Annotated in this window: 23 protein-coding genes; 9 read left to right on the forward strand and 14 right to left on the reverse strand. The window is 64.1% G+C overall.

The genetic code is table 11. From position 1 onward, the window contains the following. Positions 1–17: 17 nt before the first annotated feature. The 3 genes from AX729_RS27650 (at position 18) to AX729_RS40025 (ending at position 2,960) form a co-directional block, all read left to right on the forward strand. Positions 18–1,085, forward strand: a complete 1,068-nt coding sequence (locus AX729_RS27650) for an alcohol dehydrogenase (protein WP_061027381.1) — start codon at positions 18–20, stop codon at positions 1,083–1,085. A gap of 134 nt (positions 1,086–1,219) precedes the next feature. Continuing rightward, positions 1,220–2,299: an isocitrate/isopropylmalate dehydrogenase family protein gene (locus tag AX729_RS27655; protein WP_061027382.1), complete on the forward strand. Its 1,080-nt coding sequence runs from the start codon at positions 1,220–1,222 to the stop codon at positions 2,297–2,299. A 199-nt stretch (positions 2,300–2,498) separates the two neighbouring features. Continuing rightward, positions 2,499–2,960, forward strand: coding sequence for a hypothetical protein (locus tag AX729_RS40025; protein WP_156457243.1), 462 nt, complete (start codon positions 2,499–2,501; stop codon positions 2,958–2,960). Positions 2,961–2,974: 14 nt separating this feature from the next. On the opposite strand, the gene AX729_RS27665 is transcribed toward AX729_RS40025, so the two are convergent. The 3 genes from AX729_RS27665 to AX729_RS27675 form a co-directional block, all read right to left on the reverse strand. Next, positions 2,975–3,796: an enoyl-CoA hydratase gene (locus tag AX729_RS27665; RefSeq protein WP_061027384.1), complete on the reverse strand. Its 822-nt coding sequence runs from the start codon at positions 3,794–3,796 to the stop codon at positions 2,975–2,977. Between the two features lie 290 nt (positions 3,797–4,086). Further along, a complete protein-coding gene (locus AX729_RS27670) occupies positions 4,087–4,458 on the reverse strand; it encodes a helix-turn-helix domain-containing protein (protein WP_020608151.1) in 372 nt (123 codons plus the stop codon). A gap of 29 nt (positions 4,459–4,487) precedes the next feature. Then, positions 4,488–5,537 (reverse strand): LysR family transcriptional regulator, encoded by a 1,050-nt coding sequence (locus AX729_RS27675; protein ID WP_061027385.1) that lies wholly within the window; start codon positions 5,535–5,537, stop codon positions 4,488–4,490. A 512-nt stretch (positions 5,538–6,049) separates the two neighbouring features. Here AX729_RS27675 and AX729_RS27680 point away from each other — a divergent pair. Both AX729_RS27680 and AX729_RS27685 read left to right on the forward strand, forming a co-directional pair. Continuing rightward, on the forward strand, positions 6,050–6,286 hold the full coding sequence (locus AX729_RS27680; RefSeq protein ID WP_245325423.1) for a hypothetical protein: 237 nt from the start codon (positions 6,050–6,052) through the stop codon (positions 6,284–6,286). 207 nt (positions 6,287–6,493) lie between these two features. Beyond that, entirely contained in the window at positions 6,494–7,225 is a 732-nt protein-coding gene (locus tag AX729_RS27685; protein ID WP_061027387.1) for a cytochrome c biogenesis CcdA family protein, read from the forward strand. Between the two features lie 40 nt (positions 7,226–7,265). Here the strand turns inward: AX729_RS27685 and AX729_RS27690 are convergent, their stop codons facing one another. The 7 genes from AX729_RS27690 to AX729_RS27720 all read right to left on the reverse strand — a co-directional run bounded on the left by AX729_RS27690 (position 7,266) and on the right by AX729_RS27720 (position 13,632). Then, positions 7,266–8,309, reverse strand: coding sequence for an ABC transporter substrate-binding protein (locus tag AX729_RS27690; RefSeq protein ID WP_197433684.1), 1,044 nt, complete (start codon positions 8,307–8,309; stop codon positions 7,266–7,268). A gap of 15 nt (positions 8,310–8,324) precedes the next feature. Beyond that, positions 8,325–8,657, reverse strand: coding sequence for a hypothetical protein (locus AX729_RS27695; RefSeq protein WP_061027389.1), 333 nt, complete (start codon positions 8,655–8,657; stop codon positions 8,325–8,327). Beyond that, entirely contained in the window at positions 8,654–9,412 is a 759-nt protein-coding gene (locus tag AX729_RS27700) for an ABC transporter ATP-binding protein (RefSeq protein ID WP_061027390.1), read from the reverse strand. Before AX729_RS27700 ends, AX729_RS27695 begins: the two co-directional genes overlap by 4 nt. Further along, positions 9,409–10,215: an ABC transporter permease gene (locus AX729_RS27705; RefSeq protein ID WP_082770552.1), complete on the reverse strand. Its 807-nt coding sequence runs from the start codon at positions 10,213–10,215 to the stop codon at positions 9,409–9,411. The genes AX729_RS27700 and AX729_RS27705 overlap by 4 nt, the downstream gene beginning before the upstream one ends. Beyond that, positions 10,212–11,033 (reverse strand): ABC transporter permease, encoded by an 822-nt coding sequence (locus AX729_RS27710; protein ID WP_061027391.1) that lies wholly within the window; start codon positions 11,031–11,033, stop codon positions 10,212–10,214. Before AX729_RS27710 ends, AX729_RS27705 begins: the two co-directional genes overlap by 4 nt. A 151-nt stretch (positions 11,034–11,184) precedes the next feature. Continuing rightward, positions 11,185–12,006 carry a FadR/GntR family transcriptional regulator gene (locus AX729_RS27715; RefSeq protein WP_061027392.1) on the reverse strand — a complete coding sequence of 274 codons (822 nt, stop codon included), beginning with the start codon at positions 12,004–12,006 and terminating at the stop codon, positions 11,185–11,187. Positions 12,007–12,174: 168 nt separating this feature from the next. Continuing rightward, entirely contained in the window at positions 12,175–13,632 is a 1,458-nt protein-coding gene (locus AX729_RS27720; RefSeq protein WP_061027430.1) for a sensor histidine kinase, read from the reverse strand. Positions 13,633–14,009: 377 nt separating this feature from the next. Here AX729_RS27720 and AX729_RS27725 point away from each other — a divergent pair, with 377 nt between their 5' ends. The 3 genes from AX729_RS27725 (at position 14,010) to AX729_RS27735 (ending at position 16,918) form a co-directional block, all read left to right on the forward strand. Next, entirely contained in the window at positions 14,010–15,008 is a 999-nt protein-coding gene (locus tag AX729_RS27725; protein ID WP_061027393.1) for a TRAP transporter substrate-binding protein, read from the forward strand. A 78-nt stretch (positions 15,009–15,086) separates the two neighbouring features. After that, positions 15,087–15,602: a TRAP transporter small permease gene (locus AX729_RS27730; protein ID WP_061027394.1), complete on the forward strand. Its 516-nt coding sequence runs from the start codon at positions 15,087–15,089 to the stop codon at positions 15,600–15,602. Then, a complete protein-coding gene (locus AX729_RS27735; protein ID WP_061027395.1) occupies positions 15,599–16,918 on the forward strand; it encodes a TRAP transporter large permease in 1,320 nt (439 codons plus the stop codon). The genes AX729_RS27730 and AX729_RS27735 overlap by 4 nt, the downstream gene beginning before the upstream one ends. 52 nt (positions 16,919–16,970) lie before the next feature. Here AX729_RS27735 and AX729_RS27740 read toward each other — a convergent pair whose 3' ends face one another. After that, complete coding sequence (locus AX729_RS27740) at positions 16,971–18,245, reverse strand: serine hydrolase domain-containing protein (protein ID WP_061027396.1); 1,275 nt, start codon at positions 18,243–18,245, stop codon at positions 16,971–16,973. Between the two features lie 163 nt (positions 18,246–18,408). Here AX729_RS27740 and AX729_RS27745 point away from each other — a divergent pair, with 163 nt between their 5' ends. Continuing rightward, complete coding sequence (locus AX729_RS27745) at positions 18,409–19,326, forward strand: intradiol ring-cleavage dioxygenase (RefSeq protein ID WP_061027397.1); 918 nt, start codon at positions 18,409–18,411, stop codon at positions 19,324–19,326. An 80-nt stretch (positions 19,327–19,406) separates the two neighbouring features. Here the strand turns inward: AX729_RS27745 and AX729_RS27750 are convergent, their stop codons facing one another. The 3 genes from AX729_RS27750 to AX729_RS27760 all read right to left on the reverse strand — a co-directional run bounded on the left by AX729_RS27750 (position 19,407) and on the right by AX729_RS27760 (position 23,310). Further along, positions 19,407–20,462, reverse strand: a complete 1,056-nt coding sequence (locus tag AX729_RS27750; protein WP_349643771.1) for an acyltransferase family protein — start codon at positions 20,460–20,462, stop codon at positions 19,407–19,409. A 211-nt stretch (positions 20,463–20,673) separates the two neighbouring features. Next, positions 20,674–22,410: a bifunctional protein-serine/threonine kinase/phosphatase gene (locus AX729_RS27755; RefSeq protein WP_061027399.1), complete on the reverse strand. Its 1,737-nt coding sequence runs from the start codon at positions 22,408–22,410 to the stop codon at positions 20,674–20,676. Between the two features lie 60 nt (positions 22,411–22,470). Beyond that, positions 22,471–23,310, reverse strand: a complete 840-nt coding sequence (locus AX729_RS27760; protein WP_061027431.1) for a formate/nitrite transporter family protein — start codon at positions 23,308–23,310, stop codon at positions 22,471–22,473. Positions 23,311–23,321 lie beyond the last annotated feature (11 nt).

The raw sequence follows: 23,321 nt of genomic DNA on the forward strand, positions 1-23,321 counted from the left end.
CATGCCGGAGGACGCCGATGAAGAGTTTCAAAGTCGCCGATTTCAAGGCGCCGCTGCAGGAGGTCGACGAAGCGACGCCGCAGCCGTCGGGCACGCAGGTGCTGATCAAGGTAAAGGCGGCCGGCGTCTGCCACAGCGACCTGCATATCTGGGAAGGCGGCTACGATCTCGGCCACGGCCGCAAGCCGCTGTCGCTGAAGGACCGCGGCATCAACCTGCCGTTGACCATGGGCCACGAGACGGTCGGCGAGATCCTGGCCTTCGGTCCCGACGTGAAGCCGACCGATCAGGGCGATCTCAAGCTCGGCGACGTCGGTCTCGTCTATCCCTGGATCGGCTGCGGCAAATGCGCCACGTGCCTGGCCGGCGACGAGAACATGTGCCTGACGCCGCGCTCGCTCGGCGTCTATTGCGACGGCGGCTATTCCGATCACATGCTGGTGCCGCATCCGCGCTATCTGCTCAATCTGAAGGGGCTCGATCCCGCGACGACCGCGCCTTATGCCTGCTCCGGCGTCACGACCTACAGCGCGCTGAAGAAGGTCGAGCAGTATTTCGACACACCGATCGTGATGTTCGGCGCCGGCGGGCTCGGCCTGATGGCGCTGTCGCTGTTGAAGGCGATGGGCGGCAAGGGCGCCATCATGGTCGACATCGACGCGAAGAAGCGCGAGGCGGCGGAGAAGGCCGGCGCGCTCGCGACCGTCGATCCCAAGGCGCCGGATGCGCTGGAGCAGCTTGCCAAGAAGGCAGGCGGCCCGATCCGCGCCGTGATCGACCTCGTCGGCAATGCCGCCACGACGCAGCTCGGCTTCGACTGCCTGACCAAGGGTGGCAAGCTCGTCATCGTCGGCCTGTTCGGCGGCGGCGCGACCTGGGCGCTGCCGCTGATTCCGATCAAGGCGGTGACGATCCAGGGCAGCTATGTCGGCAATCTGCGTGAGACGCAGGAATTGCTCGAGCTCGTGCGAAGCAAGAAGGTGCCGCCGATCCCGGTGACGCGGCAACCGCTCGCCAAGGCCAACGAGGCGCTGCTGCAGCTGCAGCAGGGCGCGGTGGTCGGACGCACGGTGCTGACGCCGTAAGCAGGTCTCTCTCCACCGTCATTGCGAGCGTAGCGAAGCAATCCAGTCTGTCTCCGCAGATGCAAGTTTGGATTGCTTCGTCGCAAGGGCTCCTCGCAATGATGAGGCAATACTTCCCTTCACGCAGGAAACCCATGTCCGCAAACAACGCCTTCCACATTGCCGTGCTCGCCGGTGACGGCATCGGCCCCGAAGTTATGGCGCCGGCCATCGAGGTGCTGCGCAAGGTCGAGCAGAAGTCCGGCCTGAGTTTCCGCTTCACCGAGGCGCCGGCCGGCGCCAACAATTATCTCGCCACCGGCAAATCGATGCCGGACAGCACGATCAAGCTGTGCGAGGAGGCGGATGCGATTCTGCTGGGCGCCTGCGGCCTGCCGTCGGTGCGCTATCCCGACAATACCGAGATCGCGCCGCAGATCGAGCTGCGCTTCATCTTCGATCTCTATGCCGGCGTGCGTCCGGCGCGCCTCATTCCCGGCGTGCCGAGCCCGATCGTCGGTGCCGACCAGCGGGGCATCGATCTCGTCGTGATCCGGGAATCCACCGAGGGCCTGTTCGCCTCGATGGGCAAGGGCGTCGTCACCCATGAGGATGCGCGCGAGACCATGGTGATCACGCGCAAGACGTCCGAGCGCCTGTTCGAGTTCTCGTTCCGCCTCGCCGAGCGGCGCAAGGCGCGTGGCAAGCCGGGCGCACTCACCTGTGTCGACAAGGCGAACGTGTTCAAGGCGTTCGCGTTCTTCCGTGGCATCTTCGACGAGATCGCCAAGAAGCATCCCGAGGTGAAGACCGACCGGCTCTATGTCGATGCCTGCTCGGCGATGCTGGTGAAGCGTCCCTGGGATTTCGACGTGATGGTGATGGAGAACATGTTCGGCGACATCGTCTCCGACATCACCGCGAGCCTGATCGGCGGCCTCGGCATGGCACCGTCGGCCGATATCGGCGACAAGTACGCGGTGTTCCAGCCGTGCCACGGCACCGCGCCGGACATCATGGGGCAGGGCAAGGCCAATCCGACCGGCATGATCCTGTCCGCGGCGATGATGCTGGACTGGCTCGCCGACAAGCACGGCGTGGAGAGCGCGGCCGAGGCGGGCGAAACCATAGAGCGCGCTGTGGACAAGATCTACGCTGCCGGCATCAAGCCGATGGAATTCGGCGGCAGCAACGGCACCGCCGACATCGCGAAAGCGGTGCTTGGGGCGCTCTGAGAGTAATCGCACGGCTCCCTCGCCCCGTCAGAACGGGCGAGGGATGGCCCCGATCCAGACGGAGCTTGGGCGCCCGCCAAGTGCGGTTATCGGGCATCAGAGAGTGCGCGACACTGATATTTAAGCTCCGAACGCTATATGGTCGAGGCAGCCGGCAGGGGCTGTTTCTATTTGTGTAGATTGTTTCTAGGAGAAACAAATGTCGGTCTCTGGAGCGAGTTCTTCGACCACAGCGAGCGCGCTGATCTCGCTGCTAAAAACGAGCGCGACGGCAAGCGACACATCGGCCGCGCAAAGCGCAAGCGATGCATCCTCGGGAATGGCAGCCAGCGCGAAAACGGAAGCCAGCGCAAGCTCATCTGGAGCCAGCTCGTCGGGTCAGGTCAGCAGCGGTGTGATGAGTGTGTTGATCGACGCTCAGGCGTCCAGCACGGGAGGCGGCGCATCCTCGGATAGCTCTACTGCATCAACTACCGACAGCGGTGCGGTATCCAGCGGCTCAACATCCGGCGGGTCTTCGTCGTCTAGCAGTGGCAGTAAGACCTATGACAGTGCCGATGCCAACGAGGACGGCAAGGTTTCAGCGGCGGAGCAAGATGCGTATGACGCCAAACGCAAGGTTCACGTCGACAAGACGTCCGCTGGCGGGGTTGCTGCCTAGTCGCAGCCTGGAAGCTATTTCCCCGTAAACTGCGGCTTGCGCTTCTCCATGAAGGCCTGCCGGCCCTCGCGGAAATCCTCCGAGTCCATGCAGGCATTGCCGATCGCCTTGATCGCCTCCATGTCGCGCGCGCCTTCGTCCCTCAGCACCTGAGCGATGGTGATCTTTGCGGCCTTGATCGCGAGTGGGGCGTTCTGCGAGATCGTCTCGGCGATCGTCATGGTCTCGCCCCAGAGCTCGTCGACCGGGAACAGGCGCTCGACGAGGCCAATGCGCAGCGCTTCCGTCGCATCGATGCGCATGCCGGTGTACATCAGAAGCCGGGCCCAGGACGGGCCGACCAGCGACACCAGATGCCGCAGGCCGTCATAGCCATAGGCAATGCCGAGCTTGGCTGCGGGGATGCCGAACTGGCTACCATGCGAGGCAAGGCGGATGTCAGCGAGCATCGCGACCTGCATGCCGCCGCCGAGGCAGTAGCCGTCGATGCAGGCGATGGTCGGCTTGGGATAGTCGGCGAGCAACGCGCGCTGGGCAGCGCTGCGCCTCCCGTACTCCTCGGACGCCGCTGCATTGTGCCGCGTCTTTTCGAACTGGCTGATGTCGGCGCCCGACACGAACGCCTTGCCGCCGGCGCCGCGCAGGATGACGACGCGCACGGTGTCGTCGTCGCGCAAGGCCGTCAGCGCTTCGCCAAATCCCTCCCACATCTCCAGCGACATCGCGTTGCGCTTGTCGGGATTGTTGAAGGTGACCACGCCGACGCCGCCGGCCGCGTGCTTGAGGATCTTGCCGTCGGCGTAAGGTGTTCCGGTCGTGCTGAGAATGTCGGGCATCGCGCGCTCGCTGGTCGTTGGCGAGGCGCAATGTGCGGCGTCGCCGCCGCCGCGGTCAACCGGCGCAGGGGAGGCGAGCTTGCATCCGCCCGTGCTGCGATTGCATGGCGCGGGGGCTCAACGGATTGCGGCAAGCTGCCAAGACGAAGGGGCGGCCAGGCCGCCTCCGGGACAGACCGCGCGCAAGCGCGCGGGCACAGATACAACTCATCCGATTCGTTCAATCCGGCTGCGCCCCCGTGACGCAGCGGATTGAACATCGGCCGTAAAGGCCAGGCCGTCGATCGGCCTCAGCTCTCGTTCGCCGCGATCGATTCCATCAGCGAGACGAGCTGACGCTGCACCGTCTGGTCCTTGATCTTGCTGTAGGCGCGCAGCAGGCGCAGGCTGAACGCCGAGTCCAGGAAGAGCAGGCTCTCGACCTCGCGGGCCTTGTTGTCGCCGTCGTAGAAGAAGGTCACGGGCACATCGAGGGCGGAGGCAATCTGCTGAAGCCGTGCAGCGCCGACGCGATTGACGCCCTTCTCGTATTTCTGAACCTGCTGGAAGCTGACGCCGAGCTTCTCACCGAGTTCGGCCTGCGAGATCTTCATCTCGACGCGCCGCAGACGGATTCGCTTGCCAAGCTCGATGTCCGGCTTCCCGGCGCTGCGCTGCTTCATTCTTTTCGCCGCTGCTTTCATCTCTGTCTTCACCTTTGTTCTTCGGTTGAAAATCCCCCGAAGAGCTGGGTCAGGGGTTCGCCCATGTACGAGTCCTTGAATTCATGCGGGTGCACGAACTCTTCCTTAAACCACGGGAAGCGGGCCGGATTGAAAGCCTCGATCAGCCAGTCAATCATGTGCCGCACGCGCGGAATTCGGCCGCTACCGGGGTGGTAGGACAACCAGATATCCAGCGGCCGGTTGAGCTCGACCTCCAGTGGAATCAGTTTCCCGCCAAGCGCAATGGCGTAGCTCGGGAATACGCCGATGCCGGCGCCATTCGCGACGGCCCAATAGTTGGCGCTCGAGACGTTCGTCTTCATGACCAGAAGGTCACGTTCCGAAACGCCCGGGAAGAAGCTCTCGAAGGATTCCTTGGCGGCGATCTGGTCGGCGAATTGCAGCACCAGGCGATGCTTGATCAATTCCGCGGCCGAGCGCGACGCGCCATGCTTCGCGATGTATTTCTCGGAGGCCCAGAACATCAGGTGCATGCGGCCGAGCCGCACCAATTTGATGTCCAGCGCGGAGGGACGCGACAGATGGATGGCGACGTCGGCTTCGTGGCGCGAGACGTCGGCCGAGCGCATCGCGCAATGCAGGTCGACCAGGATCTTCGGATAGGCCTGCTGGAATTCGACGAGGCGCGGAGCCAGCCAGAACGTGCCGAGCCCCTCGGTGACGGCGACGCGGACCTCGCCGGACAGGGCGTTGGCCATCGAATCGCTGGCGCGCAGCACGTCGAAGGTGGCCGCTTCCATGCGCTCGACGGCGGAGACCACCAGGGCGCCCTCATCGGTCAGATGGGTGCCGTGAACGTCGCGGGTGAACAGCGTGGTGCCGGTCTGGCGCTCGAAATCGTCGATCCGCCGGCGCACGGCGTTGATCGACAGCGACAAGCGCTCGGCCGCCGAGCGGAAACTACCGCATCGGACGACTTCCAGAAATATGCGGGCCGCATCCCAATCCGAGAGGCCGCTGAGATTTGTCTTTGGGCGTTCCGCCAGAGGAACGCCCCTTTCCGCCAAGGAGTGCATACAAGTCCCTTCGGATTGCTAAACTGGCAGAATCTGGCGCAAACCACAACCTCGACGGGTTGGGGAATGACGAGTTTTGAACGTCATCCTTACTGCTTGTGGGGCGGTATTGGGATGCTGTCGCGGGTTGGGAATCGGGCAGACTATCGGCTCGGCTAAGGGGGGTGTGGCGTGAGTTCCGTTGCGAGCCGTGGAATTACTGCGGAGTTGCCGGCGCTGGCCGCATTGAAAGTTTCTCGACGAGAGCGGATGCCATCGCTCTTGATGGATCAATCGCACCGCGTGGGGCGTTTGCTCCCGGACCATTTCGGCAACCCCCATGGTCGCTGCGCGGCAGCGGCCGGAGCTGCGATTTCACGGCAGAAGCACACTGAAATCAGGTTCGGAGGCGAAGTACCCTCATGCTATCTTTGGCCCTTCATGGGGACCGAAGAGGGCGTCAACCATACGTCTCGCAGGCCGAATTAACGGAAAGAACGCCGGTGTCGCATTCAGACGAACAGTTGCAGTCCGTGCTGGAAACGCTCGAGGAGTGCCGCAGGGTTCTCAACGAGTGCAACAGCCGTGAGTCGGCCGAGATGCTGTCCATCGTCATCCTGGACGTGCGGATGAAACTCAAAGGAATTGACAGTGCCGATCTGAAGGCGCTGTGCGACGAAATGCTGCGGAGCGCTGCGAGCGTTCCGCCGACCCCTTCCAAGCAGACGCAGGACCAGCCCCGGCGTCCGCTGCTCCGCGTGGTGAAGTAGCCGCGCCGCCGAATCTCGCTTTTTGGCGAGGTTTGTGCGCGTCCCGATGCCGCATCTGTGATCACGGATGGCATCGGGAGGAGCCTTGGTTTTGTGCGCCTCTGTTGCGCATTCCCAGCCATCGGCTACACCAGAGCCGGTTCGGCTCCGGGCCGCGGGCGCATTCCAGCGCGCCGCACCGGTGCCTGAGATGGCTCCGACTGCATCATGCAAAACGTTTCGATCCCGGCGGCGCTGATTGCCGGACTCGTCAGCTTCCTCTCGCCTTGCGTCCTGCCTCTGGTTCCGCCCTATCTGATTTACCTGACGGGCGCCACGATCGAGCATGTCGAAAGCGACGAGCCGGTCGCTGCCTCCAAGCGCGCGATCCTGATGTCGGCGCTCCTGTTCGTGCTCGGGTTTTCGACGATCTTCGTGGCGCTCGGCGCCAGTGCCTCGCTGATCGGCGGGCTGATCCGGGCCTGGTCGGCGGAACTGTCGATCCTCGCCGGCATCGTCATCATCATCATGGGCCTGCATTTCCTCGGCCTGACGCGCGTCGGCCTGCTGATGCGCGAGGGACGGCTGCCGATCCCGAAGCCGGTCGGCCTCTGGGGCGCCTATATCATGGGCCTCGCTTTTGCCTTCGGCTGGACACCTTGCATCGGCCCGATCCTCGCCGCGATCCTCTCGATCGCCGCGGCGGAAGCCACGGTGGCGAAGGGCGCCGGCCTGCTCGCGGTCTATTCCGCGGGCCTCGGCATCCCGTTCCTGATTGCCGCGCTGATGATCGAACAGTTCTCCGCGCTGTTCGCGCGCATGAAGGGCCACCTCGTCAATGTCGAGCGCGCGATGGGCGTCCTGATGGTGATCACGGGCATCGGCTTTCTCACCGGCGCCGTGACCAATGTGAGCATCTGGCTGCTCGAGACCTTTCCGGCGCTGCAGACGATCGGTTAGACCGGCGCGCTGAGCGCGCCGGTCCCCGTTTGCAGCCGGCTCAAGGCTTGAACACGTAGCCCGGCGTTATAGCCGCCGTCTCCGGGATCGGCGGCAGATCGGCGAACAGTTCGGGACGGTCCTTCATGACCTTGAGAATGTGCTTCGGCTCGATATGCGCATTGACGTCGAAGGTGGACTTGAGGATGCCGAGCCGCGAGAGCCGTTCCTCGGCGCTCCAGAGCGCGCGGTAGTTGTTAGCCGACAGGCGGCGGTCCGCCTGCTGGATGTTGAACTGCATCGCAGCCTCGGCGACCTCCTGCTTGAGTCCCGGAATCCAGCGCGTGGCAACCTGCGCCGCCTGTTTCGGGTTCTTGCGCATCCATTGGTCGGCCTCGGAGACGGCCGCGAGGAATTTCTCGATCGTCTCGCCATTGGCCTGCACCCAGGGCCGGAGCGCGACGTTGAAGCCGATATAGGAGATCACGTCTCCGCCACGGATGATCTCGACGGCGCCCGGCACGTCCTTGCCCGCGACGATCGGCCAGGGATCCCAGCCCGAGAACGCATCGATGCCCTTGGCGAGCAGGGCCACGGTCATGTCCGGCGGCGGCGTATTGACCAGCGTCACGTCGTCGGGCTTCAGCCCGGCTTTCTCCAGCGTCGCCAGGATGTAGAGATGGTTGATCGTGCCGAAGGAGGCCGCGATCTTCTTGCCCTTCAGCGTCGACAGGTCGCCCTTGACGATGCCTGAACCTTCGCGCGCGATGATCGCCATCGTCGCGTCGGAGCCGGCCTTGGTGGCATTGCCGCTGTAATTGCCGAGCGCGACGAGGTCCATGCCGCGCAGGACGGCGCCGATCATGGGCACGCCGACCTGCACGATTTCGCTCTCGCCGGCCTGCAATGCGTTCAGCGCGTCGACGCCGGTGGCGTAGGGGCGCGCGATCGTGACATCGAGCCCGTACTTTTCGAAGAAGCCGCGCTCGAGTGCGATCGGCAGGCCGATCTGGTCGATGCCGGTGACCATGCCGGCCTTGAGTTTCGTCGGGGTCTGGGCGCTTGCCGGCACCATGCCGGCCAGAAGCGCTAATCCAAGCAACATGAGTCGTTTCATATCTCAGCCTCCCTCTTTTATCGGCCCCACCGCCGTCACCCAGTAGGGGCGGGCCACGGCGTTGAGGTCCGTTCTTTTGACACCGCGTAGTTCGATCGAATGCTCGTCCGTTCCCGAGACGCGTCCATATTGCTGGAACGCAAGCACGTGGAAGCGCTCCGGCGTGAACGGCAGCTCGATCTGCACGTTCACCTTTTCCGACGTGCCGGTGAGCTCCGGCGAAATCTTTCCCGGCGCCGCGATCGTCAGCCAGAGCTGAAACAGCGCCCATGCGGCAATGACGCCGAGCACGACGCGGCCCTTGGACGAGCGCAAGACGTCGGAAGCGATGCTCATGCTGCGCGCACCATCTGCAGCACGCGCGCGGAGAGCTGTTTGAAGTGGTCGTCCTTGACGAGGTCGTCCCAGACGCGGGGGCGCGGAAGATCAACCGCGATCTGGTCGAGAACGCGTCCTTTCGACAGCACGACGACGCGGTTGGCGAGAAACACCGCTTCCGGCACGTCATGGGTGATGAAGATCACCGTCGGCTTGCGCTCCTGCCAGATGCGCGTCAGTTCCTCCTGGAGAGTCATGCGCGTCTGCGCGTCGACGCTGGCGAAGGGCTCGTCCATCAGCAGGACGTCGGGGTTGTTGGCGAGCGCGCGCACCACGCCGACGCGCTGCTGCATGCCGCCGGAGAGCTCGTTCGGATAGCGGTGCGCCGCGTGCGAGAGTCCGGCGAGCGCCAGATATTCGCGTGCGATGCGGTCGCGCTCGGCCTTCGGCACGCCGCGCATCTTCGGGCCGAAGCCGACATTGTCGAGCACCGTCTTCCATGGAAACAGCGCGAACGACTGGAACACGACGCCGCGCTCGGGGCCGGGCCCGTGCACCGGCTTGCCGTCGAGCAGGATGTCCCCCTTCGAATAGGGGATGAAGCCGGCGATCATGTTCAGAATCGTCGTCTTGCCGCAGCCGGAGGGACCGACCACCGAAATGAATTCGCCGGGCTCGACGTCGAGCGAGACGTCGTGGACGGCAGTGACATGCGCGCCCGCATAGGGATCGAAATAGGTCTTGCCGAGATTGCGCAGCGAAAGCGTCTTCATGATGTCACCAATCCCCAACGCTGGCCGGTCGCACGCTCGAGAGGTGCGAGGATCCAGGCGTCCACGATGTACCAGAGCAATCCGAGAATGATCATGCCGAGCAGGATCTCGACGGTCGAGCCGGCGCGGCGGGCATCGAACATCATGAAGCCGATGCCCGAGGTGCCGACGATCATCTCGACCGCAATCAGCGCGCGCCAGCCATAGCCGAGCCCGTTGCGCAGGCCCGTGATGATGTTGGGCAGTGCGCCAGGCAGCGTCACCTCCCACAAGACGCGAGCGCGCGAGGCGCCGAGGCTCAAGGCGGCGCGCGCCATGTCGCGCGGCACGGATTCGACGCCGAGCACGGTGTTGAGCACGACCGGGAACAGCACGGTGTAGACGATGACGAAGGTCATCGTCGTCAGTCCGAAGCCGAACCAGATCAGAAGGATCGGCAGCCAGGCGATGTCGCCGATGGCCTGGAAGAACAGCAGCACCGGCCAGCAGATGCGGTGCGCCCAGCGGCTGGTGCCGATCAGGATCCCTAAGGGAATGCCGAGCGCCATGCCGACCGCGGCGCCGGTCGCGAGCCGGATCAGGCTGTCCTGGAGATAGTCGGGCAGGATACCCTTGTAGGTGAGCGTGAAGAACGCGCGTACGACGTCGGCCGGGCCCGGGAAGAACGCGCGTGGAAACAATCCGGCTTCGCTGACCGCCGTCCACAGCGCCAGCACCGGGATGAAGGGAATGATCGCGGCGATCCCCGGCCAGCGCCGGGTCAGGCGGGTATAGCCGGCCCAGATTTGCAGCATCAGATTCATGCGCGCCTCACCATGCCCCAACGCTCGATGGTCGCGCGTTCCAGCGGGACCAGCAGCAGGCGGTCGATCAGAAGCCAGAGCACGCCGATCACGATCATGCCGAACACGATCACCTCGGTGCGATAGAAGTCGCGTGCGACGAACAGCATGTAGCCGAGCCCGACATTGGTCGCGATCATCTCGGCGGCGATCAGCCCGCGCCAGGCGAAGCCCAGGCCGGTCCGAATGCCGGTGACGATATTGGGGAGCGCGCCCGGCAGCAGCACTTCGGTCAGCAGTGCCCAGCGGCCGGCGCCGAGCGAGGCGGCAGCATTGCGCAGCGTGTGTGGAATGGTCCTGACGCCGAGCAGGGTGTTGTAGGCGACGACGAAGAACACGGCGTTGAAGATCACGAAGACGATCGCGCCAAAACCGTACCCGAACCACAGCGTCGCGATCGGGATCCAGGCAATGCCGGCGAGCACCGAGAAGAAGCGGAACAGCGGCGTCAGGAAGGCCGCGACCGTCGGGCTGACCCCCATGGCGATGCCAAGCGGCACGGCGGTGGCGATGCCGATCAGCGTGCCCAGGCCGACGCGCAAGAGGCTTGCGCCGACATGGGCGAACAACGTGCCGTCGCGGATCGAATCCAGCGCGGCGGCGCCGACCGAACCGACCGAGGGAAACACGCGTGGATTGACGTTGAACAGCGGGACGACGATCGCCCAGATCGCGACCAGCGCAAGCAGCGGCGCGACGAACATCGCAGCTCCCGCCAGCGTATTGACGCTGCGGATCAGCCGCGAGGACCGCCCCTTCAGACTGCCCGTCACCTGCATTTGACCTCCCTGACGCTCAGCTATGCCTGTGCCGGCATTTCACGCTGATCATTCCCGACATGGTAACCACGTCTCGCGCGATCGCATATCTCCGTCGGTGTGCGATCCTCGCGGTTCCGGCGGAGCTAGTATCTGGGCCGAGCCCTGCGTGTCACGGTCCATGGCGTCTTCTCTTGCTCTTGGGACTCGCTTTCCTGGGTGAGCGCAGGGCCGATCCGTCCGCTTTGCGGGTCGCCGCGGCGATGGGCGTCTTCCGGTTCGAAAGCTTCAATCGGGTGTAGCCCAGCAGCCGTTCCATCGCGGCGCGCGCCTTCTCCGGGTTGCCGCTCTCGATGGCGCGCGCCGCCGCCACGTGGTTCGGCAGATTATCCCTGAACCAGCCGCCGGGGCTGACGACGGCGACGGTGAAGACGGTGCTCAGGATGGTATCGATTGCACCGCGAAAGCCCTGAAGGACAGGGTTGTGGGTCGCGTCCAGGATGGCGAGATGGAATGCCTTGTCAGCTGCGAGGGCGCTGGCCTGGTCCTTTGCAGTCTGCATCGCGGCCAAGGCGGTGTCGATCCGCCAGCGGTCGTTCCTGGTGGCGCGTTCGGCGGCGAGAGCTGCGGCTGCAGGTTCAATGATCGAGCGCACCTCCTGGATCGCCAGCAGAAGGCCGCGGTCCGGCTCGTCCTGGCCGACGAGCCAGCTCAGCACGTCGCGGTCGAGCAGGCTCCATTCGTGGCGAGGCAGCACCTGCGTGCCGTGGCGCGGCCGCACGCTGACGAGGCCTTTGGCGGCAAGCGTCTTGATGGCCTCGCGCACCACGCCGCGCCCGACGCCGAAGCGGGCTTCGAGCTCAGGCTCCGGCGGCAGGGTCGTCCCGACGGGGATGAGATCCTGGGCGATCTCGCGGCCGAGCGTGGTCAGCACGGCGCGAATGCGGCCGGGCTTGATCAGTTTGTCGACGGGGCTCGGGCGCGCTCTTGCCACTCGTACGTTTCTCCCGTCCGGCCTGTCGCGGCCGGTTCATTTGTCTTGGCTGCCACGCCCGGCAGCTGCAATCATCCGATGTTTAACATCGGATGATTGGCGAAGGGCAAGCGCAATTGTCGCAGGATGCTCGTGCTGCGTTGCGATATATGTTTTTGAAGGCTCGGATCAGGGCGCTTCGTCCAGCGTGCAGATCACCGTGCAGACCACGCCGCGCGGCAGGAAGTCGACGGTTGCCTCACCGTCGAGCTGGTCGCGCGCGCTGCGCTCGATCAGGCGCGAGCCGAAGCCGCGTTGTACCGGTGCCGTCACCGGCGGCCCGCCGGTCTCGGTCCAGATCAGCCGCAGTCGCGGCTTCGGCGCATCCGCGATGACCTCCCAGTCCAGCGTCACCCGGCCGGTCTCGTTGGACAGCGCACCGTATTTTGCGGCGTTGGTGGCAATCTCGTGCACGATCATCGACAGCACCACGGCGAGCCGCGGCGACAGCGGCACGGCCGGTCCGGCCATGCGGATGCGGTCGGGATTGCTCAGCAGGAACGGCCGAAGCGCGCGGGCGATCACGTCCCGGAGCTCCGAGCCGGCCCATTTTTCCTGACTCAGCAGATTATGCGCTTCGGCCAGCGCGCCGAGCCGGCCCTCGAACTTGATCCGCTCGTCCCGGCTGGCGCTGCGGAAGGTCTGCACCGCGATCGCCTGCATCAGGGCCAGCGTGTTCTTGACGCGATGGTTGAGCTCCTCGATCAGGAGATCGTGCAGCATCTCGCCGCGCGCGATCGTGGTCGCCATCCTGACTGCAAAGGTGAGGCCGACCAGCAGCAGGATGCCGCCGATCAGGCTCGTGATCGCGATGTCGCGCCAGAGCGGCGCGATCAGCGAGCTCTCGCTGACGCCGGCCACGACCGTCCATCCGGTCAGCTGCGATCTGGTAAAAGCGGACGAGAGCGCGACGCCGTCGAGCGAAACGGTCGAAAGCGCGGCCTCCGGCGTGCGGGACATCGCATCGTAGAGTGCGCCGGAAGCCTGCTTGCCGAACGTTTCGGCAGGGTTGGGTGTGCGTGCGAACACGCGAGCCTTGGTATCCAGCAGCGACACCGTCCATTGATCGTTTGGCCGCTGCTGCTCGACCAATTTCTGGAATATCGCGATCGGCGGACTGAAGGAGAGCGCATAGGCGACGTCGCCATTCCGAAGCACGGGAACTTCCACGGTCACGATCGGCCGTTTCTCGGTCGAACCGACGAACAGGTCGGAATATTGCGGCGCCCTGCTTGTAAATACCCGCTCGACGATCTCTCGATTGTTGCGCGGCGGCAGACTCGCTGTTGCCGTCGTAACGGTCGAAAACAGCTGCTTGCCTGATCTGTCGGCCAGCAGAAGAACGCTGTCCTCGCCATACTGGCTGATGAATCCCGCCGCCAGCCGGCGGAAGCCGTCGAAATCACCGCTTTGCAGGGATTCGCTGAGCGCGAGCACCTGCAAGCCACCCGTCACCCGCTGCACTTCGGAATCGAGCACGACGCGGACACTTCGCACCGTCTCCAGCACCCGGCGCGTTGCCTCGCTGCGATCGTGGCGATAGTTGGAATAGGCGAGGCCAACGGCAAAGACGATCAGCGGCAACATCGTTCCCGCCACGAGGAGAGCGAGCCGGACGGGCAAAGTGAGCTTGGGCAAACGTGGGCGTCCCGGTTCCAGCGCAACGGCGCCGGACAGTGATTTTGCAGGACCATAAGGGCAGTAGTTGTCCGGCGCCACGATTTTCGCGGCCAAAGCGATCCGGCGAAAATTCTGCGACGCAGTCTGGAGTGGCGTCAGATCATCGAGATCGCGGCAGTGCAGCAGGCGGCTCGGGCGGATCTCTGCGACGAAGAGGACGTCCAGCCCAAGCGAAATGACTTCCGTCCCGCCGCAGTTTTTCATACGCTCCATGAATGCTGGCCGTAGACCGGCTGCGCTCACGCCCCGGCGACAGGGGCGGAGCATCAAAGGGAGGGGAGACGATGAAGCGAAGGACATTTCTCGCTGGTATCGGTGCGGCCAGCGCGGCGGCTACGATCGGAATGCCGTCGATCCTCAGGGCGCAAGCCCCGATCACGCTGAACGGCGCTGTCCAGTTCAATGACGACCATGCCTTCAACCGCGCACTGATCCGGTTCGAGGAACTGGTGAAGAAGTACTACGGCAAGCCCGTCAATTTCACCCTGCACAAGAATTCGTCGCTCGGCCTCGAGAAGCAGTATTTCGAGTACATGTCGCAGGGCAAGGCGGTCGACTACGGCATCGTCTCGCCGGCTCACATGTCGACCTTCGCCAAGGCCGCTCCGTTCATCGATGCGCCCTTTGTGTTCAAGGGCATCGAGCACATGAACAAGGTCGTCGAAGCCAACATCCTGGCGCCGGTCGCCGACGAGGTCGCGGCCAAGGCTGAGGTCGTTCTGATCGGTTATGCCGGCGGTGGCATCCGCAACATCTTCGCCAACAAGCCGCTCAAGAACCTCGCCGACCTCAAGGGGCTCAAGGTTCGCGTGCAGGGCGCGCCGATCTGGTCGAAGACCTTTGCGGCCGTCGGCATGAGCCCGACCGTGATCGCCTACAACGAAATCTACAACGCGATCCAGAACGGCGTGATCTCGGCCGGCGAGAACGAGGCGGCTGGCGTCGAGGCGATGAAGTTCTACGAAGTCGCCCCGCATCTCAACCTGACCCAGCATGCCGTCTCGATCCGGCCGATCTGCTTCTCGGTGAAGACGCTGAAGACCTTGCCGAAGGATTTGCAGGACGCGATCATGAAGGCCGGCAAGGAGGCCGGCGATTACGGCCGTCAGCTCGAGTCGAGCGAAGAGGTCGTCAAGCTCGACACGCTCGAGAAGGCCGGCAAGCTCAAGCGCGTTCCCGTCGAGGAACGGGACGCCATGAAGAAGCTCGCCGACCCCGTGATAGCCACCTACGCCAAGGAAATTGGCGCGGAAGGCATCTTCGAGAAGATCAACGTCGCCTGAGGTCGCTCTGTCCGTCGACAGCATGCCGGGCAGGCCCCGCTTCCTGCCCGGGCGTCGCGGATGCCGCACGGAGTCCCAATGTCTGACATGCCCGTCCCGTCCACACTCTCGCTGTGGCGTCGCGTCACGGCGGCCTACGCGAAACTGCTGGAATTCCTGCTGGCCGCCTGTGTCGGCATCCTCATAGTCCCGGTCACGCTGCAGATCATCTCGCGCTATACGCCGTTCATTCCGTCCTACATCTGGACCGAGGAAATGGCACGCTTCCTGTTCATCTGGACGATCATGATCGGGGCCATGGTCGGCATCCGGGAGGCGCAGCATTTCGAGGTCGACGTGTGGCCCGACCTGTCGCGACGGTCGGAGGCCGCGGTGCGGATCCTCGCCCGACTCGGCGTGCTGGCGCTGGCGCTGGTATTCGTGCTCGCCGGCATCGAGTTCACCCGTTTTGCCTGGAACAGGACGTCGGAATTGGCCGATCTGCCGCTCTGGCTGATTCACGTCGCCTGGCCGGTTGCCGGTCTGACGTGGATCGTCTTTGCCGGTGAACAGATCGTCGATGAAATGCGCGTTCTGGTCGGGGCACAGAGATGAGCGGCAGCGTACTTTCCGCCGGACAGGCCGCAATGGTGCTGTTCGGCGGCTTCATCGGTCTGCTCATCGTGCGCGTGCCGGTCGCTTTTGCGCTCGGCCTTGCCTGTGTGCCGATCCTGCTGATCGAGCCGCGCCTGTCGCTGATGATGCTCGCGCAGGAGACATTCAATGCGTACAATTCGTTCATCCTGCTCGCGGTGCCGTTCTTCCTGCTGACAGCGAACCTGATGAGCATCGGCGGCATCACCGATCGCCTCGTGACGCTGTCGCGCTCGATGGTCGGGCACTGGCCGGGATCCCTGGCGCAGATCAACGTCGTGCTGTCGGTGTTCTTTGCCGGCATCTCAGGCTCCTCCACCGCCGATGCGGCGAGCCAATCCAAGATCTTCATCGATGCGCAGAACAAGGAGGGCTACGACCTTTCGTTCTCCATCGCGATCACCGCGGTGTCGGCGGTGCTTGCAGTCATCATTCCGCCGTCGATCCTGATGATTGTGTGGGGCGGGCTGATCTCGACCTCGATTGCGGCGATGTATCTGGCCGGCATCGTGCCGGGCCTGCTGATCGCGGGCGCTCAGATGGCGACGGTGCACATCTATGCCGTGCGCCGGGGCTACCCCACCTATCCGAAATCAAGCTGGGCCGAGATGCGATGCGCTATCTGGCGCTCGATACCGGCGCTGATGACGCCCTTCATCGTCGTAGGCGGCATTCTGCTCGGCTGGTTCACCGCGACCGAGTCCGCCTGCGTCGCGGTGCTCTATTCCGTCGCGCTCTCGACATTCTTCTACCGCGAGACGGGGCCACGCGAATTGTACAAGGCCTTGCTCGACACCGGGCGTCTCGCCGGCGTGGCGCTGTTCTGCGTCGGCACCGCAAGTGCGTTCGGCTGGCTGCTCGCCTATTACAAGATCCCGCAAGAGCTGCTGGCCAACGTCTCGACTTGGGGCATGGGCGCCGTTGCGGCCGGCTTCTTCATCGCCTTCTGCTTTCTGGTGGTGGGATGCTTCCTCGACGCCATACCGGCGATCATCATCGTCGGCACCGTGCTGGAGCCGCTCGCCAAGTCGGTCGATCTCCATCCGGTCCAGTTCGCGATCATTTCCATCGTATCGCTGGCCTTCGGACTGGTGACGCCACCCTACGGCCTCTGTCTGATGATCGCCTGCTCGATCGCCGGCGTGCGGCTGCGCTATGCGCTGAAGGACACGGTGATCATGCTGATCCCGATGCTGCTCGTGCTGGCGGCGGTCATCGTCTGGCCAAGCGTGTCGCTGTTCCTGCCGCGTCTGATCGTGCCGGAAATGCTGAAATGAACTGCTGACGTCGCGATCCCGCGGCGGACGGCCGCGGGATCGATCCCACCGCTTACAGATTGCTCTCGGTGATGGCCGCGTAGACCATGCTGCGCAGCTCGCGGCGGATCGGATAGGCGCTCGACGGCAGCACCTGAGTCATGAAGATCGTGATCAGCTCCTCGGCCGGATCGATCCAGAACGAGGTCGTGGCCGCGCCGCCCCAATTGTATTCGCCGGGGCTGCCGGCGATCAGCGTCTCGGCCGGACGCATGGTCACGGCGAAGCCGAGGCCGAAGCCGATGCCGTTATAGGTGGCTTCGGAGAACAGCGAGCGCGACACCTCCGGCAGCGCGCGGCCGCCCGGGATGTGGTTCGTCGTCATCAGCGCCAGCGTCTTCGGCCCGATCAGCCTGACACCGCCGAGCTCACCACCATTGAGCAGGCCGCGGCAGAAGGTGAGATAGTCGGCGACCGTCGAGCACAGCCCGCCGCCGCCGGAGATGAAGGAGGGTGGTGACAGGAACGAGCTCGTCGTCGGATCGTCCTGCAGTGTGAGGCCCTCGCGACGCTGGCCGGCATGGAAAGTCATGCCGCCGCCGGGGTCCGCCGAGTAGCAGGCGGCGAAGCGATGCGCCTTCGAGGCCGGCACGTGGAAATCGGTGTCGGTCATGCCGAGCGGTTCGAGAATTCGCTGCTTGAGAAACTGCTCGAACGGCATCCCCGAGATCTTGCCGACGAGGTAGCCGATCACGTCGGTTGAGACGGAGTAGTTCCAGGATTCGCCCGGCGAGAATTCCAGCGGGATCTTTGCCAGGCCTTCGATCATGGTCTGGAGCGTGCCTGATTTCTCGACCTCGCCGATCTTCTCACTGCGATAGGCGGCATCGACGTTGGAGCGCTGCTGGAAGCCGTAGGTCAGGCCGGAAGTGTGGCGCAGCAGGTCGACGATCAACATCGGCCGGGATGGCGGCCGGGTCAGGAAGGCCGGGTAGGTGCCGGCGACGAATACGCCGAGATCCTTCCATTCCGGAATGTATTTGGCGACGGGCTCGTCGATCGCGACGAGGCCTTCCTCGACCAGCATCATGAAGGCGACGCTGGTGAGCGGCTTGGTCATGGAGTAGATTCGGTAGATGGTGTCGTCCTTCACCGGCACCTTGCGCTCGATGTCGGCAAAGCCATGCACCGAGTTGTGAACGATCTTGCCGCGGCGGTAGACGAGAAGCTGCGTCCCCGGAAAGCGGCCGGCATCGATGTACCGGTTCTTCAGATGCGCATCGACGCGGTCGAGCGCGGCCTTGGACATGCCGACGGATTCGGGCGAGGCGGGGGTGGGGGCGAGCATCAGTTCCTCCGGGGCGTTTTGTCGGAAAGTTGATACCGAAATGGCAGCCCCATTCCAAGTCGGTTGCGCTTAACGCGGCCGGGCCGACTGGTGTAGGCTCGGCCGCGGAACGCCTCCAGGAAGCCCGCCCGGGCCGACGAGAAAAACGCGAGGGCAACGCATCATGACCCAGTTCAACGAGACCGAACTCACCGAAGCCGTCATCAGGAGCTTCGACCAGACGCCGAACCCGCGGGCAAAATTCCTGCTGCAGGAACTGGTGAAGTCGCTGCACGATTACGTGAGCAAGACCGGCCTGACCTTCGAGGAATGGGAATACGCCATCGATTTCCTGACCCGGACGGGGCAGAAATGCACCGACACCCGCCAGGAGTTCATCCTGTTGTCCGACGTGCTCGGCGTCTCCATGCTGGTCGACGCCGTCAACCACCGCGACCGCGAGGGTGCCACACAGACCACCGTGCTCGGCCCGTTCTATGTCGGCGAGCACAAGGTGACCGCGCACGGCACCGACATTTCGCCGCACAATCTCACCGGCGAGAAGATGTTCGTGCAGAGCCGCGTGACCGACCTCCACGGCAAGCCGCTTGCCGGCGTGCCTGTCGACGTCTGGCATGCCGACGATGACGGCTTCTACGATTCCCAGAAGCCGAACTATGACGAGGTCGGCGCCTCGGCGCGGGCGCGCTTCATCACCGATGACGACGGCCGCTTCTTCTTCCGCACCATTCTGCCGTGCAGTTACCCGATCCCGACCGACGGTCCGGTCGGCGAGATGATCGTGCAGACGGGGCGTCACCCGATGCGCCCGGCGCATGTGCATTTTCTGGTCAATGCCAAGGGCTACGAGCCGCTGATCACGCACGTCTTCATCGGTGGCGACAAATATCTGGATTCCGACGTGGTGTTCGGCGTCAAGGACGACCTCATCGCCAGGGTCGAGCCGCGCAACGATCTCGAAATGCCCGACGGCACCAAGGCGAACGGGCAGTGGCACCTGATGACCTACGAATTCCACCTCAAGCCGGGTGGCGGCATGGCGCCGAAACCGCTGGGGGTGAAGGCGGCGGAGCCGGCGTGAGGGCTCCCCGCCGGCGCGCGTGATAACAAGCTGGCAGCCAAGAGCGGCGATCGCCGCTCGCGTGAACCGGCGCGGAGTGCTTAGTCGGCCTGTGCTGGATGATGCACGGCTTCCTCCCGTCTCTGGGCAACCGAGGTCCGTTGGTCGGCGCTCCATTTGCGGCCCCATCCGATGAGCGGCGCCTCAATGATGATGTGCAAGACCCAGGCGAGACCGATGGAGAGCAGAATGCTGGCGACGATTGTCGCGGCCGTAGACAACAGCCACACTTCGGTAAAGTTGATCATCCATTTTATCACCAGGTAATGGACGATATACAGCGAGTACGAAATCTTGCCGAACCATTGCAGGATCGACGAAAAGGACCGCCCTTCGATCTCCGCAGACACCACGGCATGGATGAGCAATCCCGCAGCGAGGCCATAGGTTGGCACGCGCGCGAATTGCGGATCGGCCGATCCGGACACGAATATCCAGTACCAGCCGACAGCGAACAGGCCGGCTGAAGTTGCCAGAACATGGCGCGAAAAGAGCAATCGACCGTTCCTGTGGAGATAGGCGATGCCGACGCCGGCGCCGAATTCCAGGACCAGAGGATGGGAATAGATGCCAAGCTGCAGGCGGAGTACGAGGGCAATAACGACCATGCCGAGCCCCGCGAACAGCAGTTCGAACAACCGGTTCGGCGCGATGGCGAGGATGGCCGCAACTGCGGCATAGAAATGCAATTCGAAGGCAATCGACCAGGCCGGGCCAAGGTACCAGTTCGGATATGTCCACGCGAAGATGAGGCCAAGGTCGAGCGGCGGACGTTTCTCCGGCGACAGATCGATCCAGGACGAGCTGGCGAGCGCCGCGAGCAACACAAGCCAGTAGACCGGATAAATTCGAAGCGCTCGTCTGAAGATGAAGCTCAACGGGTCGCGGTGCGCCGCCGCCGTGGTTGCGATGATGAAGCCGGAAATGACAAAGAAGATGTCGACGCCGCTTGCAAGAATCGTGAGGACGCCTTCGGCAATGCCCGGGCCGACCATGTCGGGTCGCGCGCTGACTGCGTGTCCGCAGACCACCGACAGCGCAGCGACGCCGCGCATTGCCTCTACACCCGCGAAGACGCGCAAAACGCCCCTGCACAATCAATTACAAGTTGAATGCTATCTGCACGCAAGGATACTAATAAATGGTTGCGTATGGCCGACGAACTCTACGCTAGGATGTATTAAGTGGGCTGGGGCGGGACGGCACCTTGCCATGACCGCTCGGAGGTAAGGAGCGACTGTGCGCCGACCCAGCCGCAGATGTCCGTTTAGCCGCCAGACGCTTACGTGTGCGCCTCATGAGCGCACACTAGCGCGCATGCAGCATAGCCAGCAGCACGATGACCGCGCAGGCGAGCGCCGCCGACGTCACCTTCCAGAACATCAGCGGGTTGCGCTCCAGGAGCGGCGTCATTCGCGTGTCGAGATAGGCCGGGTTGGGCGTGCGAAGCTCGAAGACGAATTCGGACAGGTCCTCGTGTCGCTTGTAGGGATCGGGATGCAGCGCGCGCCTGAGCGCGCCGTCGACCCAGGCCGGCACGCTACGGTTCTCGTCCGCCGGGCGATACTGGAGCCTTCGCACGTCCGCCTTGCGCCGGATCCTGGCGATCTGTGTGCCGTAGGGCAGCTTTCCCGTCAGCATCTGGTAGCAGATCACGGCCAGCGAAAACATGTCGGAGCGCGGCGAGCCGCCCTGTCCAAGAAAATACTCCGGCGCCGTGTACTGCATCGTTCCCAGGATTTCGTCGACCTCGTCCGGCGGCGCCGCTTCGGCGACCCCTGCCACCCTGACCGATCCGAAGTCGATGATCTTGGCGGTGCCGGTCTTGTCGATCAGGATGTTGTCGGGCCTGAGGTCCTGGTGCAGCATCTCCATGCGATGGAAGGCGCGCAGGCCCGCCGCGATCTGCTCGACCAACCCGCGGACGGTTTCGAGATCGGGGCGCGGATTGTCGACCATCCACTGCTTCAGGGTCTGCCCCTCGACGAATTCGGTCGCGACGTAGAGATAGCCGCGCCGCCTCGACTGTGACAGCGGCTTCAGCACGTGCGGACTGTCGATGCGGCGCGCGATCCACTCCTCCATCAAAAAGCGCTTCAGGTACGCGGCATTGTCGCGCAGGTCGACCGACGGCAGCTTGAGCGCGACCGGCTCTCCCGTCTCCACATCGACGGCAAGATAGATGTGGCTGCGGCTGCTGCCGTGAATTTCGCGAACGATCCGGTAGCCGTCGAAGATCGCACGCGGCTCAGGTAGCGGCGGAAGCGGCAATTGTGCGGTTTGATTGAAGATGCCAGCCGGCTCGCGCTGCGGCACCGCATCGATGCGCAGGACCTGGACGGTGATGTTGTCGTCGCTGCCGCGCCGGTAGGCTTCCTCGACGATGGCCTTCGCCGCCGCGTCGAGATCGCCCGCATGCTCATTCAGCGCGCTCGTGACGAAGCGTGCGTCGACGAATTCGTACGCGCCGTCGGTTGCCAGCAGAAAGATGTCGCCGGCCTCGACCTCGAACGCCTGGTAGTCGATCTCGAGCTGCGGATTGATGCCGAGCGCGCGGCCGAGATAGGTCTGCTCGGACGACACGATGATGCGGTGATCGTCGGTCAGCTGCTCGAGCGCCTTGCCCGCGACGCGGTAGATGCGGCAATCGCCGACATGGAAGATGTGCGCGGTGGTCGCCTTGATGACCATGGCGCTGAGGGTGCAGACATAGCCCTTGTCGCGGTCATAGGCATATTGGCTCTTGCGCGTCTGCGCGTGCAGCCAGGAATTGGTCGCGTCCAGCACGCGGCGGGCGGAGGTCTTCACCGTCCAGGATTCCGACGTGCAGTAATAGTCCATCAGGAAGCTCTTGACCGCCGACTCGCTGGCGATCTGGCTCACCGTGCTGGAGGAGATGCCGTCGGCGAGGACGGCGGCGACGCCCTTCAGGCTGAGCAGCGGCTCCTGCGGAATCAGGACGCCGTGAAAATCCTGGTTGATGGGCTTGCGACCCTTGTCGGAATGCTGGCCGACCGAGATCTGGAGACCGGGGCTCATCGTCATAACCAGGAGACGGGAGCCTCACCCTGGCCGGGCGAGGCTCCCCTGTCGAGACGGGTTTGATCAGGCCGCAACGCGCGGCCGCGTCGTCTTGCCGGCCTGGCGCTTCGGCAGGGTCATCACGTGCGTGGCATAGAGCGTCATGCCGGTGAAGGCGAGGCCGCCGACGAGATTGCCGAGCACGGTCGGGATCTCGTTCCAGATCAGATAATCCATGATCGAGAACTTCGCGCCGAGCAGCAGCCCGGAGGGGAACAGGAACATGTTCACGACGGAATGCTCGAACACCATGTAGAAGAAAACCAGGATCGGCATCCACATCGCGATGACCTTGCCGGGGACCGAGGTCGAGATCATGGCGCCGACGACGCCGGTCGAGACCATCCAGTTGCAGAGCATGCCGCGCATGAACAACGTCGCCATGCCGGCCGCGCCGTGCGCGGCATAGCCGAGCGTCCGGCCTTCACCGATGTTGCCGATCGCCGCTCCGACCTTGTCGGGGGCCTGGGTGAAGCCGAAGGTTGTGACGAAGGCCATCATGAAGGCCACGGTGAAGGCGCCGGCGAAGTTGCCGACGAAGACGAGGCCCCAGTTGCGCAGCACGCCGCCGACCGTGACGCCCGGACGCTTGTCGATCAGGGCGAGCGGCGAGAGCACGAACACGCCGGTCAGGAGGTCGAAGCCCAGCAGATAGAGCATACAGAAGCCGACCGGGAACAGCAGCGCGCCGACCAGCGGCTGGCCCGTGTTCACCGTGATGGTGACGGCGAACCAGGCCGCCAGGGCCAGGATGGCACCCGCCATGTAGGCTCGGATGATGGTATCCCGGGTGGACATGAAAATCTTGGACTCGCCCGCATCCACCATCTTGGTGACGAATTCCGAAGGCGCGAGATACGACATCGATGCTTCCT

Source organism: Bradyrhizobium sp. CCH5-F6 (assembly GCF_001556045.1).
Taxonomy (GTDB): Bacteria; Pseudomonadota; Alphaproteobacteria; order Rhizobiales; family Xanthobacteraceae; genus Bradyrhizobium.